This window comes from Sporosarcina koreensis, assembly GCF_042655825.1.
Lineage (GTDB): Bacteria > Bacillota > Bacilli > Bacillales_A > Planococcaceae > Sporosarcina > Sporosarcina koreensis.
Window position 1 is genome coordinate 337,806 of record NZ_JBHSNP010000002.1, and the last position, 13,535, is coordinate 351,340.

The 13,535-nt window shown below is 46.8% G+C and carries 12 protein-coding genes and 5 tRNA genes; 15 read left to right on the forward strand and 2 right to left on the reverse strand.

Annotated elements, in window-relative coordinates; translation table 11 throughout:
* Positions 1–243: 243 nt before the first annotated feature.
* Both ACFPTP_RS01735 and ACFPTP_RS01740 read left to right on the forward strand, forming a co-directional pair.
* The gene (locus tag ACFPTP_RS01735) at positions 244–957 is read left to right on the forward strand and encodes an N-acetylmuramoyl-L-alanine amidase (protein WP_381441672.1); all 714 of its coding nucleotides are present in this window, start codon (positions 244–246) and stop codon (positions 955–957) included.
* A gap of 78 nt (positions 958–1,035) precedes the next feature.
* On the forward strand, positions 1,036–2,094 hold the full coding sequence (locus ACFPTP_RS01740) for an Mrp/NBP35 family ATP-binding protein (protein WP_381441673.1): 1,059 nt from the start codon (positions 1,036–1,038) through the stop codon (positions 2,092–2,094).
* A 17-nt stretch (positions 2,095–2,111) separates the two neighbouring features.
* Here ACFPTP_RS01740 and gerD read toward each other — a convergent pair whose 3' ends face one another.
* Positions 2,112–2,747: a spore germination lipoprotein GerD gene (gene gerD, locus ACFPTP_RS01745; RefSeq protein WP_381441675.1), complete on the reverse strand. Its 636-nt coding sequence runs from the start codon at positions 2,745–2,747 to the stop codon at positions 2,112–2,114.
* Positions 2,748–2,889: 142 nt separating this feature from the next.
* On the opposite strand from gerD, the gene ACFPTP_RS01750 reads away from it, so the two are divergent.
* A complete protein-coding gene (locus tag ACFPTP_RS01750; protein WP_381441676.1) occupies positions 2,890–3,567 on the forward strand; it encodes a KinB-signaling pathway activation protein in 678 nt (225 codons plus the stop codon).
* A gap of 117 nt (positions 3,568–3,684) precedes the next feature.
* On the opposite strand, the gene ACFPTP_RS01755 is transcribed toward ACFPTP_RS01750, so the two are convergent.
* Positions 3,685–4,350 carry a polysaccharide deacetylase family protein gene (locus ACFPTP_RS01755; protein WP_381441677.1) on the reverse strand — a complete coding sequence of 222 codons (666 nt, stop codon included), beginning with the start codon at positions 4,348–4,350 and terminating at the stop codon, positions 3,685–3,687.
* Between the two features lie 171 nt (positions 4,351–4,521).
* Here ACFPTP_RS01755 and ACFPTP_RS01760 point away from each other — a divergent pair.
* From ACFPTP_RS01760 to glmM, 12 genes are all read left to right on the forward strand, one after another.
* Positions 4,522–4,596: transfer RNA gene (locus ACFPTP_RS01760), tRNA-Asn, on the forward strand.
* Positions 4,597–4,603: 7 nt separating this feature from the next.
* Positions 4,604–4,679, forward strand: a tRNA-Thr gene (locus tag ACFPTP_RS01765).
* 153 nt (positions 4,680–4,832) lie between these two features.
* Positions 4,833–4,907 (forward strand) — tRNA-Glu (locus ACFPTP_RS01770).
* Positions 4,908–4,941: 34 nt separating this feature from the next.
* Positions 4,942–5,026 (forward strand) — tRNA-Tyr (locus tag ACFPTP_RS01775).
* Positions 5,027–5,113: 87 nt separating this feature from the next.
* Positions 5,114–5,188, forward strand: a tRNA-Gln gene (locus ACFPTP_RS01780).
* A gap of 380 nt (positions 5,189–5,568) precedes the next feature.
* Complete coding sequence (locus ACFPTP_RS01785; protein WP_381441678.1) at positions 5,569–7,344, forward strand: putative bifunctional diguanylate cyclase/phosphodiesterase; 1,776 nt, start codon at positions 5,569–5,571, stop codon at positions 7,342–7,344.
* Between the two features lie 69 nt (positions 7,345–7,413).
* On the forward strand, positions 7,414–8,319 hold the full coding sequence (gene rocF, locus ACFPTP_RS01790; RefSeq protein WP_381441679.1) for an arginase: 906 nt from the start codon (positions 7,414–7,416) through the stop codon (positions 8,317–8,319).
* A 172-nt stretch (positions 8,320–8,491) separates the two neighbouring features.
* A complete protein-coding gene (gene sigW / locus ACFPTP_RS01795) occupies positions 8,492–9,055 on the forward strand; it encodes an RNA polymerase sigma factor SigW (RefSeq protein ID WP_381441680.1) in 564 nt (187 codons plus the stop codon).
* Positions 9,056–9,068: 13 nt separating this feature from the next.
* Entirely contained in the window at positions 9,069–9,701 is a 633-nt protein-coding gene (locus ACFPTP_RS01800; protein ID WP_381441681.1) for a zf-HC2 domain-containing protein, read from the forward strand.
* Positions 9,702–9,906: 205 nt separating this feature from the next.
* Entirely contained in the window at positions 9,907–10,743 is an 837-nt protein-coding gene (gene cdaA / locus ACFPTP_RS01805) for a diadenylate cyclase CdaA (protein ID WP_381441682.1), read from the forward strand.
* Positions 10,736–12,019: a CdaR family protein gene (locus ACFPTP_RS01810; protein WP_381441683.1), complete on the forward strand. Its 1,284-nt coding sequence runs from the start codon at positions 10,736–10,738 to the stop codon at positions 12,017–12,019. The genes cdaA and ACFPTP_RS01810 overlap by 8 nt, the downstream gene beginning before the upstream one ends.
* Positions 12,020–12,059: 40 nt before the next feature.
* The gene (gene glmM / locus ACFPTP_RS01815; protein ID WP_381441684.1) at positions 12,060–13,412 is read left to right on the forward strand and encodes a phosphoglucosamine mutase; all 1,353 of its coding nucleotides are present in this window, start codon (positions 12,060–12,062) and stop codon (positions 13,410–13,412) included.
* Positions 13,413–13,535 lie beyond the last annotated feature (123 nt).

Genomic DNA, 13,535 nt, shown 5'->3' on the forward strand with positions numbered 1-13,535 from the left:
TTGGCGTCCAGACTCCGGGTGGCAACTGCTCGGGTCATAAGTCAGCTCCGCTGCACGGCAAAAAGCGCCGTTTCGCAGATCCGCCTTATGCCTGTCGCAGTGAAAGCCGTCACGAAGAACGGCTTTTGCGAGTAAAAGCGAAGCGTTAGGAGCACCGGTCTCGCCACCCTTCGCTTTTGTTAATACAAGCATTCATATCTTGGCCAAGGTGTGCGTATAGTGGAGGAAAAAGGCGGTGTGAGATTGAAACGATGGCTTATCATCGGGTTGTTATTTGCGAGCTCTCTTCTTGTTGTGCTCTACGGTGTGAATGCCTCGGATAGAGGGTTTTTCATGCCAGAACAGCTTGGGGGCGTGAAAATAGTCATTGACCCCGGGCATGGCGGATTGGACGGAGGAGCCTCTTCTGGCGATGTAGTGGAAAGGGATATTACGCTAAGTATTTCCCATGAGTTGAAAAAGAGGCTTGAGAAAAAGGGCGCGGTGGTTGTTATGACGCGTGAGAAAGACGGTGACGCGATTGCGGAGCATGCACCGAGTGACAAGTTTGGAACGAACCGTGAGCGCAAATTTGCTGATCTAAAGCTGCGGGAAAGCATTACAATCGAAGAGAATCCGGATTTATTCATCAGCGTCCACGTCAATGCAATTCCTGAGTCAAGATGGAGAGGGGCTCAAGTATTTTACCATGCAGAAGGCGCTGAGGGCGGTGAAATGTTAGCGAAGTCAATCCAAAATTCATTCAAGGAAAGGTTGAAGAATACGGATCGCGAAGCATTGTCCATCAAGGGCGTTTATTTGCTGAAAAAGGTTCCGATGCCTGCCGTTCTCGTCGAAACGGGTTTCATTTCCAATCCTGACGAACGGGCATTGTTGACGGACCCTGCCTATCATGGCAAAGTGGCGGATGCTATCGTGGATGGAATCGTCCAATATCATTTGTCCGATAAACAATGAAGCTGAATCCTAACTTTGCTAACTAAGCAATATGGTATACTTAGAGGAGAATGAATAAACCTCTAAGGAGTGGCCAAAATGATAAACGAACAAATTGTCCGTGATGTTGTAGGCGAGTTGAAGGATCCGTTTTTACATAAAACTTTGGCGGAAACCGATGGGATTGTTAGTGTATCGGTCAAGCCCGAGAAGAAGCATGTCAGTGTAAAATTGGCCATCGCTAAAGTCAACACGGCGGAACAAATGAATTTGCAGATGAAAGTGGTCGAAGTGATAAAAGCGGCGGGTGCGGATTCAGTCGGTATCCGATTTGAAGAGCTTCCAGCCGAAACGCTTGAAAAATTCCGCGGAACGGCAACGGAGGCGGAAGCACAGGATTTATTGTCTCCGCTGAATGATATTGAATTCATTTCGATTGCATCCGGAAAAGGCGGAGTCGGGAAGTCGACCGTTTCTGTGAACTTGGCGGTTGCACTCGCACGCCTTGGGAAAAAGGTAGGCTTGATTGACGCGGATATTTACGGATTCAGCGTGCCGGATATGATGGGTATTACAGAGTTGCCTGTCATTAAAGAAAACCGGATCATTCCGGTAGAGCGCTTTGGTGTGAAAGTGATTTCAATGGGGTTCTTTGTAGAGGACAACGCACCGGTCGTATGGCGCGGACCGATGCTTGGAAAAGTGCTGGATCAGTTCTTCCGCGATGTGGATTGGGGCCCGCTGGACTACCTCATCCTGGACTTGCCGCCTGGAACAGGGGACGTCGCGCTAGATGTTCACCAAATGATCCCATCCTCGAAGGAGATTGTCGTGACGACTCCTCATCCAACAGCCGCATTTGTTGCAGCGCGTGCTGGGGCGATGGCTCTCCAAACGGATCATGCACTGTTAGGCGTTATTGAAAACATGGCGTGGTTCGAGTCGAAGCTGACAAACGAAAAGGAATACGTATTCGGACAAGGGGGAGGCACTCGGTTGGCGGAAGAATTACGTACCGAGCTGCTCGGCCAAATTCCACTCGGACAGCCTGACTGGAATGAAACCGATTTTGCACCGTCCGTCTATGCGGAGCATCATCCAATCGGTGAAACGTACGCGAAAATTGCACAGGCAGTTATCGATAAAACACAAAACTAAAAAGCAGGCGGTGGAGGTCATTTGCCTCCGCCGCCGCTTTTTTGGTTTCCACCACCAGATTGTCCGCCGCCACCACCGCCACCACCGCCGCCGCCGGATTGTCCGCCACCGCCTTTTTCGGTTGGTGTCACTTCACCAGCTTTGAGGATCAGTTCCTGCCATTTCGCCTTAAGCAACGGGCTATTAATCGTCTCTTCAATGGATTTCTCCATTTGTTTTTTCATATTTGCCGACTGCAAAATAGTTTCCAGCTGTTTTTGCATATCGGCTTGGCCGAAAAACTCCACCATTTCTTTTTGGAATGAAGAATCGTTTATTAAATGTTTCATGATGTCCTGCTGTTGATCTTTCATGCTTTTCGCGATTGTCTCGCTGAATTTCGGGTCTTCGAATGCATGCTTCCAAAACTCCTCGCCCTTCTTCGACAATAATGTATCTTCGATGGACTTTTTCACTTCCGGTTGCTCCAACACCATCAATTCTCTGAACTCGGGATCGGAAAGCATTTTTCTGACAGCCTTTTTCCCTTCATCCGTTTGAAGGGCATCCGTCATCATCTTCTTCATTTCATCATAATTCGGTCCTTGCTGTTGCATGCTGCAGCCCGATAAGATTATGGCAAGTACAAGTAAATGAACCCATTTTTTCATCATGAGATCAATTTCCCTTCCGATTGCGTTTTCAATTATTGTTCACAATATGAAGAGGAATATGCATTGCGCATCCAAGGAAATAGATTTTTTGGCAAAACGTTGATACACTATTAGAAGTAATTAAAAACGGGGGAACAGCATCGTGACCATACGAAATTGGGTTAAATTCTTTTTTACTGCATTGATAATCGGAGGAGTTGTCACGGGGATCCTAGGGTTGATCGTCCGTTGGGAATTCTTTTCACAATATTTAGCGGCCGGAGAATATTTGGAGTTCCTCGGCGCACTTCTATGGATGATTTTTCTTGGATTCACGATGAGCGTCGTCGCGCAGATGGGTTTTTTCGCCTACTTGACGGTGCATCAATTCGGCGTGAATTTATTCAAGACATTGACGTTATGGAATTGGGTGCAGCTGCTGATCATCGCTGTTGTCATCTTTGACTTGGTGTTTTTCAGATTCAAGCTCACAGCAGGGGAAACAGGACGGACTATCCTGTATCTGACGTTATTGTTTTCATTATTGGCAGTGTCAGTCGTCACGGCTTATTTGAAGGCGAAATGGACGAAAAAGCACACACTCATCTCCGCTTTGTTTTTTATGATTGTCATTACGACGCTCGAATGGCTGCCGGCATTGATGGTGCGGTCGGGCAATATCGATTCATGGGTGACCATTTTATTATTCCCGCTTCTCGCGGTAAATGCATACCAGCTTCTCATGCTGCCGAAGTACAACCGCCAATCCGATGAGGACAAGGCTAGGCTTGATGCACGCAAACAGGCACGTAAATCGGCAAGTACAGCAAAAGCGAAATGATGAAAAGCGCAGTTCCTCAAATGAATGGGGAACTGCGCTTTTGTCACGTCTAGACTCCGGAAATTGGAAAACAGGATAACAGCCTCAAAATGCTAGCTCCCAACGCTGCGCTTTTGGTTATTCAGGTATTTTTTTCGTTTTGATCGACATGTTGAAAAGGACATCTTCCAATGATTTGTTTTGCCGCGTTTCAGTCAGCTTTTTGAAATTAGTTAGCGTGATCCGCTCTTCGCGGTGATGTGGCAATGAAATGATTTCCCCTTCAATGACAGGCGGCGGCTCTCCTGTATGCCAGCGGACAGACGAACCGAGGGCGTTCACCTCTGAATCCCACAGCGCGCCTCGCAAAGAGTAGGGGAATTGTTCATCGGAAGTTCTGAACCATAACGGCTTCGCGCCGAATAGAGCCTCATATTTTTCTAGCTGCTCAATCAGAAGAGGCATGTTCTGTTCATAATCCATCCCGGCATGTCCCAATAAGCCGGTCGGGATGTTGCGTTTCTTGATCAATTGTACGATTTCCGGAAAGCGTTCGGCCCAATCCATATCTAGAAGAAGCAATGGATAAGGTGCCTGTAACTCACGGACCAGCTGCTCCACTTCCTTGTCCCCGAATGAAATATTAATCGTCAAAGCGGATCCCGACATTCCTTTGACGATGACTTCACTCGGCTCGTCCGTCAAGCGGAAAACAGACTTCAATGAATCCGATCCGGGCATGCTTGGAAAAAATAGTGCGGCAATGCAGCAAACGAAAATGAGAAGTAATAGTTTTGCTCTCAAGTCACATCCCCTTTGAAACGAAATCTATAGGGTACTTTATGATATAGGCTTGACCAATATGATTCGAACATGCTAATATAAGAAAGTCGTTACGGGGTAATGAAATTAAGGTTGATTTTTACCCGGCTTTCGGCTAAACTAAATAATGTCGTTGGAACAATTAATTACGATTCCGCAGTAGCTCAGTGGTAGAGCAATCGGCTGTTAACCGATCGGTCGTAGGTTCGAGTCCTACCTGCGGAGCCATTTTTATGCTTCCATAGCTCAGTAGGTAGAGTGCTTCCATGGTAAGGAAGAGGTCACCGGTTCGAATCCGGTTGGAAGCTCCAGATGAAACTTGCGATTCAGTTTCATAGGGAAGACGCTTTTTTTATGTCCACTCCTACTGGAACGCAAGAAGTGAAAAATAGACTTGCATTATGAAACTAAATTTGTTACTATAACATTTGTGCGATTCATAAGGCATAATTAAATTAGTATATGGCCCCTTGGTCAAGCGGTTAAGACACCGCCCTTTCACGGCGGTAACACGGGTTCGAATCCCGTAGGGGTCACCATGTTTGTTTTCCTTTTTATAATATTTTTAAATCCGGTGGGGTAGCGAAGTGGCTAAACGCGGCGGACTGTAAATCCGCTCCCTCAGGGTTCGGCGGTTCGAATCCGTCCCCCACCACCATTTATACATATTGCATTAATAGGTTACGCGGCTGACTGAACGAGTGAAGCTGACGCAGTATTGCGAAGCTTATCTCAATTTTAACGTTGGGGTATAGCCAAGCGGTAAGGCAACGGACTTTGACTCCGTCATTCGTTGGTTCGAATCCAGCTACCCCAGCCAATCATTTTTTTCGAGAAGCGAAAAAAATGATTTGCGAGTAATTCCGCAAGGGATTAGGAGCAAAAGGTTTTAATACCAAGGCATTCCATAACCAGGGATTGCGAGCAAAATGCTTTTAAACACAGCAAGCACTCCATAAAAATTCCACATACCACCACCAACAAATCCATCCCAAAGATAGGATTTTTTTTATTGCCAAAAATCCTTCCCTCAATACTTTCGAAAAACGTTCATACAGCAAGCCCATCCAATACAGATTTTACGAGTATCATTATTAAGGTAGAGACAACTGAGGAAACGAGAACTCTTTGGCCATGAACGAGAACTCCGCTAAAATGAATCTCACTCAGGCATCGTTTCAGTAGAAAGGATATGTACCCATGCACAACTATTACAACAGAATGCGGAAAATGACGGGCGAAGACAATCAACAAGACATCGAGTCGATGCTTGTCGATATCGCATATGCTCTAGACCAATCAGCCATTGTCGCGATCACCGACCGCACTGGGAAAATCACCTACGTCAATGAATTATTTATAAAAATGTCCCAATACGAAGCGGATGAGCTAATCGGCTCGACACACTCCATCGTTAATTCCGGCTATCACCCAAAAGAGTTCTTCAAAAACATGTGGGCCACAATCGGGCGCGGGGAGCTCTGGCATGGGGAAATTCGCAACCGTGCAAAGGATGGCAGCTTCTACTGGGTCGATACGAAGATTGTCCCATTCTTGAATGAAAAGGGGATTCCGAACCGTTATATTTCCATCCGCTATGACATTACGGAACGGAAGCTCATGGAGGAGAAAATACGCAAGGACGCGGAAGTTTACCGCAAGATTGTAGAGGAGAACCGCGATCTTGCTTTTAATGACCAGCTCACATCCTTGCTCAATCGCAGTGCATTCAGCACGAAACTGCGCATACATCTTGAAGGAAAACGCAAAAACGGTTCAAGATTAGGTTTGGTTTATGTAAACATCGACCGATTGCGCAATGTCAATGACTCCTTCGGCCAGGATTCGGGGGACTATGTGTTGTCGGTTATCGCGGAGCGGTTGAAAACTATACTTTGCGCGGAGGATATCATCGGACGTATATCGGGTGATGAATTTGCATTTACACTAACGCAGGCGGTGAATGAACAGGAAGCGCTGCGGCTGACGGAGGAAATAAAGGCTTGCTTGGAAAACCCGATTAGCATTCACGGTGAACTATGTACCATTTCCATTAGCTGTGGGGTTGCACTCTTTCCGAAACATGCAACGACAGCGTCGGAGCTTATAAGAAGAGCGGAAAATGCGCTTCATGACGTGAAGGAGAATGGCGGCGGGAACTATAAAATGTATGAGCCAGGAATAGCGACCAGAACATTGGAACGCATTTTATTGGAAAACGAATTAAGGAAAAGCGTTAAATTGGGGTATTTCACATTGGAATATCAGCCAAAGATGAATTTGTCACGCCGAAACTTATCGGGAGTTGAGGCATTGGTACGCTGGAATCATCCGGATCTTGGCCGGATTCCGCCGGATAAGTTCATACCTTTAGCGGAGGAGACGAAAATCATCCTCCCATTAGGCGAGTGGATTTTGCGGGAAGCTTGCAGGCAGGCAGCCGAATGGAAACGTCAAGGATGCAGCCCTGTCCGCATTGCGGTGAATATGTCGACCGTTCAGCTTGAAGATCCGGAAATCATTGAAACGATCAAGCGGATTTTGTTTGAAGAGAAAGTTGAGCCAGAGCTAATTGAAATTGAACTGACTGAGACATCTTTCGCGGACCGGGATGAGATGCGTGAGACTATTCAATGGATAAGGGATTTTGGCATGCACGTCGCAATTGACGATTTCGGCACGGGATACAGCACGTTCAGTTATATTAAGGAACTGCCGGCAGACGCAGTGAAAATCGACATGTCATTCGTGAAGGACATTGATGTGAATGAAAACAGCAGAGCAATCATCAAAGCGATTGTCGCGTTGGCGGACACGGCCGGGCTCAATGTCATTGCAGAAGGGATCGAGACGGAAGAGCAGGCGAAAATCCTTCACAGTTTAGGGTGCCGGGAAGGGCAAGGATATTACTTCAGCAAACCTGTGCCACCGGCGGACTGTGAATTCTTATTTTCGGAACGTGCGAAAAATGAATAAATATCCGAAAACTTGTCAGGTTGAGCCATTCCATTGAACGAATTACAATAGGAATGGGGGGCTGAACATATGAGAAAATTGGATATATCAGTAATAGGGGTTCCGCTTGATTACGGACAAAGCCGCAGAGGCGTTGACATGGGACCAAGCGCCATCCGTTATGCGGGCGCGATAAAAAGATTGGAAGCGATCGGACATACGCTGAAGGATGAGGGAGATGTCCAAGTAAGCGCAGTCGAGCATAAAGATCGCGAAGCTACGAACTTGAAAAACTTAGAGGAAGTCGTCCAAGCAACAAGTGAACTTGCAAATCGGGTTGCGGAAGTCGTAGAAAAAGGGAACTTTCCGCTCGTTCTCGGGGGCGATCACAGCATTGCCATCGGGACGATTGCCGGCTTGTCCTCGAAATATAAAAACCTTGGCGTCATCTGGTATGATGCGCATGTTGACATGAATACGGCGGAAACGTCACCTTCAGGCAATATCCATGGAATGCCGCTAGCGGTTCTGATGGGGCGGGGCCACGAAAGATTAGTGAATATTTATAAGGATGGGCAGAAAGTGAAGCCTGAAAACATTGTCATTATCGGAGCCCGTTCAGTCGATCCGGGTGAACGTATATTGATAAAAGATTTGGGAATGAAAGTGTTCACGATGCATGAGATTGATCGGGACGGCATGACTTCGGTCATGAAGGAAGCGATTGCTTATTTGCAATCCAAAAATGTGGATGGCGTCCATCTATCCTTGGATTTGGATGGTCTCGATCCGCTCTACACACCTGGAGTCGGGACGCCGGTGCCTGGCGGAATCAGCTATCGGGAAAGCCATCTTGCAATGGAGATGCTTGAGGATTCGGGCATGATTACATCCGCTGAATTCGTCGAGGTCAATCCGATTCTCGATGAAAAGAACAAAACTGCAGATGTCGCAGTCGGACTGATGGGATCATTGTTCGGAGAAAAATTATTATGAGAATGCGCGCTTGGATTCCGATCCAGGTGCTTTTTTCTGAACTAATTTCCCAAAACAACGGAAATAATTATCAATCTTTGGTAAAATAAAAAATATGGATTAAAAAATGAAACCTGTTGAACCCTTCAATCGTATAGAAGGAACAGCCGCATAGAGCGGAGGATGAAAGTCATTGGATGAATTGGTCAATAAAAGAATAAATCAAGTGATCAAAGGCGATCAGGATGCATTCGAAGAAATTGTCACCATGTTTCAACATCGGCTGTATCATGTTTGTTATCGAATGCTCGGCAATCCCCAGGAAGCGGAAGATATAGCTCAAGAAGCATTTGTACGTGCATATGTGAATATCCATACGTACGATCAGAAACGGAAGTTTTCCACTTGGCTATTTCGGATTGCAACAAATTTATGCATCGACAGAATCCGCAAAAAGAAGCCGGATTATTATCTCGATGCGACAGTGCCGGGAACGGACGGACTGAACATGTACTCGCAAATTGCAGCGGACGGCGACTTGCCGGAAGAAGAAGTGGAGCGTATGGAGGCGCAGGATCGTGTCCAGTATGAGATTGGACGGCTGCCCGAAAAATACCGCACCGTCATTATTCTGCGCTATATGGAAGAATTGCCGTTGCAGGAAATCAGTGATATTTTAGAGTTACCGCTTGGAACCGTAAAGACCCGAGTTCACCGTGGACGAGAAGCGCTGCGGAAACAGATGGGTAATATGTAGGAGGGAATAAAGTATGAATACGTGTCAGGAACCAGTTATCCATTTAATGCACGCGTATTTAGACGGGGACATTAGCCGCGAAGATGAGCAGGTGCTGCAAAAGCATTTAGCTACATGTGAAGATTGCAGAGAAATGATGGATGATTTAAAAATGTCGGCTTTATTCCTGAAGGATGCTGCACCAATCCAAGCACCGGAAGGGTTTGTCTCAGGCGTCATGGCACGTCTCCCGAAAGAAAAAAAGCAAGCAGGCTTTCAGCGACTATTACGCAGGCACCCACTCGTGGCTGCGGCCGCACTATTTTTAATTTTAATGAGCGCGACGCTCTTTTCTAGCTTCGGCAATAATCAGCAGTTTTCATTCACAAAGCAGCCGAATCTCGTCGTCGAGGGTGAAACGGTTGTAGTTCCTGCAGGAGAAGTCGTGAAAGGGGACATCGTCGTCAAGAACGGCAATCTCCGGATTGAAGGGCAAGTGGATGGCAATGTAACCGTAATACGCGGATCAAAGTATATGGCTTCAACAGCTGTCGTTACAGGGAAAAGCGAAGAAATTGATCAGGCTTTCGACTGGCTGTGGTATAAGATCAAGTCGACCGTCAAGGATATCTTCCCATCTTCCAAAGAGGAGCCTGAAGCAGAATAGGTTGATAGCGACCGCCTTCCTGGCAACGGGAGAGCGGTCGTTTTTTAGAGTAAATGAACAAACGATCGACACATAGGTAGAGGAAACAAAACATCGACCAAAACGTTCCCATTAGTAACCGGTCCTTGTTCGTTTTCAGGAGCATTGAAACAAGGCTGTATGATATACTGAAGTAAAGAATTTGCGATGAAGGTGAGGGAAGCGCATGCCTGGTTGGGAAATGATTACAAACTCAAGTCCGATTGAAATACTGAAAAATATAGTGGATGTGCTTCTCGTTTGGTTTGTTTTCTATAAATTGATCACCATCATAAAAGGCACGAAGGCAGTACAGCTGTTAAAAGGGATTTTCGTCATTTTATTTGCCCGTATTTTTACTGAATATCTTGGACTTGATACATTGAAGTGGATGTTGGATCAAGTGTTGATGTTCGGTTTCCTTGCGATAATTATTCTCTTTCAACCCGAAATACGCCGTGCGTTGGAGCAGCTTGGAAGAGGCCGTTTGTTTGCGAGATCGGCAATGCAGGAAGAAGAGGAACGCGACCGTATGATTGAAGCGTTCACCAAGTCGGTAAGCTATATGGCGAAGCGGCGGATTGGGGCGCTCATATCGATTGAAAGGGAGACAGGTCTAAGCGAGTATATTGAAACCGGCACTCCGTTGAACTCGATTGTCACATCAGAACTGCTTATTAATATCTTCATTCCAAACACACCGTTGCATGACGGAGCAGTCATTTTGCAAAAGAATCGAATTGCGGCCGCGGGTTGCTATTTGCCACTCTCCGAAAATCCTTTCATTTCCAAGGAGCTTGGAACACGGCACCGGGCGGCCCTCGGCATCAGTGAAGTGACCGATGCCATTACGGTTGTCGTATCCGAAGAGACAGGAGCCGTCAGTATTACCGCTAACGGGGATATCAATCGGAATCTATCCATGGATGAGTTTGAGATGCAGCTTCGTCAAATATGGTTTGGGGCGGAAACCGAAACGTCTTCTACTCCATTCTGGAAATGGGGGAAACAAAAAAATGGTTGATAATTTAATGGATCGCCCATGGTTTCTCCGTTTCACGGCATTGGCGCTTGCGATCATCCTTTTCTTTTCCGTGCAGTCGGAGAATGAAAAAAAGATGAGCTCTACAATCGGTGATTCACACGATATCATTCGCGATGTGCCTGTGGAAGTCCTTTTTGATAATGAAAATTACGTCGTGACCGGAGTCCCTAAGACGGTCAATATGGCAATCGACGGTCCTTCCAGTCTCGTCCAGTCTACAAAACTGTTGAAGGATTTTACATTGAAGGTCGACTTGCGGGAACAGCGGATAGGACGACATACGGTCAAGATCCAAGCTGAAAACATATCAGATAAGCTGAATGTCAGATTGGAACCGGCCACTGTGGACGTCGTCATCGAAGAGAAAGTAACAAAAACGTTCCCAGTCGAGCCTGAATTTAATGAGCGGCTGCTTGCAGAAGGGTTCAATGCCGTGAAGAAGGAAGTCGAGCCTGCGACCATTCAAGTGACTGGCGCGAAAAGCGTCATCGAAGCAATCAGCTTCGTGAAGGTTTCGGCAACCGGAGATCCAGGCGTCAATAAATCATTTGAACAAAAAGCGCGTGTCCGGGTGCTTGACCGGGATCTGAATAAATTGAGTGTCACGATCGAACCCGAAGAGGTGAACGTAAAGGTAGAAGTGAAAGAAAATAGCAAAGAGGTTCCAGTTGTCCTCAGACAAAGAGGAATGCCGGGTGAGAACATCGTCATCGACTCGGTTTTCACCGATACGAATACGGTAACTCTTTTCGGTCCGCAGAAGACGCTCGAGTCCATTGACGAACTTCGGGTGGATGTCGATATCTCGAAAGTGAAGGAATCAGGAACAGTAGAAATAAACCTTCCAAAGCCAACGGGAGTTTCCAAGCTTTCTGAGGAGAAAATCAAAGTGAACATTAGCGTGACGATCTTGGATGGAGAGGATCCGCCGCCTGATGTATCGATGGAACCAACAACTGATGTGGAAAAGGATGTAACTAAGGAATTTAAAAACATCCCTGTCACTGTGAAAGGGCTGGATGAGAAATATAGCAGCACCTTTTTGAAACCTGCAAATGGAGTTGTCGATGTGACGGTGACTGCCAAAGAGGAAGTCATAAAATCACTCGAAAGTTCGGATTTTGATATTAGCGTCGATGCTTCCGGGACGGATCAGGAAGGGGAGCATTCATATCCGCTGACTGTAGTAGGTCCTGATAATATTGCTTGGAAGCTTTCAGAGAATGAAGTGACATTGGAAATTAGGCTTGCATGATGAAGAAGCTGATTAAGAGCATTGAAAGGGAGTATGGATTATGACAAAGTATTTCGGAACGGATGGCGTCCGTGGGATAGCAAATAAGGAATTAACGCCGGAGCTTGCATTTAAACTAGGCAGAATCGGCGGGCATGTATTAACGAAAGAATCCCAGGAGAAAGCACAAGTCCTTGTTGGACGGGATACCCGTATATCCGGCCATTTGCTGGAAAATGCATTAATTGCAGGTCTGTTGTCGATGGGAATCGAAGTGATGAGGCTCGGAATCATCAGCACACCGGGTGTCGCATATTTGACGCGCGCCATGAACGCACAGGCAGGTGTCATGATTTCAGCATCCCACAATCCTTTCGAGGATAACGGCATCAAGTTTTTCGGTGCTGACGGGTTCAAATTGACGGATGAGCAGGAAGATGAAATCGAATCCCTCTTGCATGAAGAGTCGGATCAACTGCCTCGTCCGGTAGGTGCGGATGTCGGCACAGTGACGGATTACTTTGAAGGCGGCCATAAATACATCCAATACTTGAAACAGACAGTGGATGAAGACTTCACGGATCTTCATGTCGCCCTTGACTGTGCGCATGGTGCAACTTCATCATTGGCAACCCATGTCTTTGCTGATCTGGATGCGGATTTGACGACAATCGGTGCGTCCCCGAATGGCTTGAACATCAATGACGGCGTCGGGTCGACTCATCCGGAAGGCCTCAGCCAGCTTGTGGTAGATAAAGGCGCAGACATCGGGCTAGCGTTTGATGGGGATGGAGACCGTCTCATTGCGGTCGATGAACTAGGACGGATCATTGACGGTGACCAGATCATGTTCATCATTGGCCACCATCTCCAATCGAAAGGCCGATTGAAATCCGACACGATCGTTTCCACGATCATGAGCAACCTCGGCTTCTACAAAGCATTAGAGCGCCACGGGATGACGAGCGTCAAAACTGCTGTCGGTGACCGTTACGTCGTCGAGGAGATGAGAAAAGGGAATTACAATCTCGGCGGGGAACAATCTGGCCACATCATCTTCCTCGATTATAATACGACAGGCGATGGCCTCTTGACTGCCTTGCAACTTGTCAACATCATGAAGCGGACAGGTAGGAAGCTGTCCGATCTTGCAAGTGAGATGACGGTTTATCCGCAGGAGCTTGTCAACGTCCGGGTGACGGATAAAAACAAAGTGACTGAAAATGCAAAAGTCGCAGCGGTTATCAAGGAAGTTGAAGAGGAGATGGCTGGCAACGGCAGAATCCTCGTCCGTCCATCCGGAACGGAGCCGCTCGTCCGCGTCATGGTCGAATCACCGAATCACGACGACTGCGAACGCTTCGTCAACCGCATCGCGGAAGTTGTTCGTGAGGAAATGGGTATAGAAGAATAAGAAATGTGATGGATGAAGGAAAGTGTTACAACTTTCCTTCATCCTTTTTTTTGGAGCTGTTATCAGGCGGTCACCATGCTGCATTAGGCGGTTTGAGCGGATTATCAGGCAGTCACCGTGTCA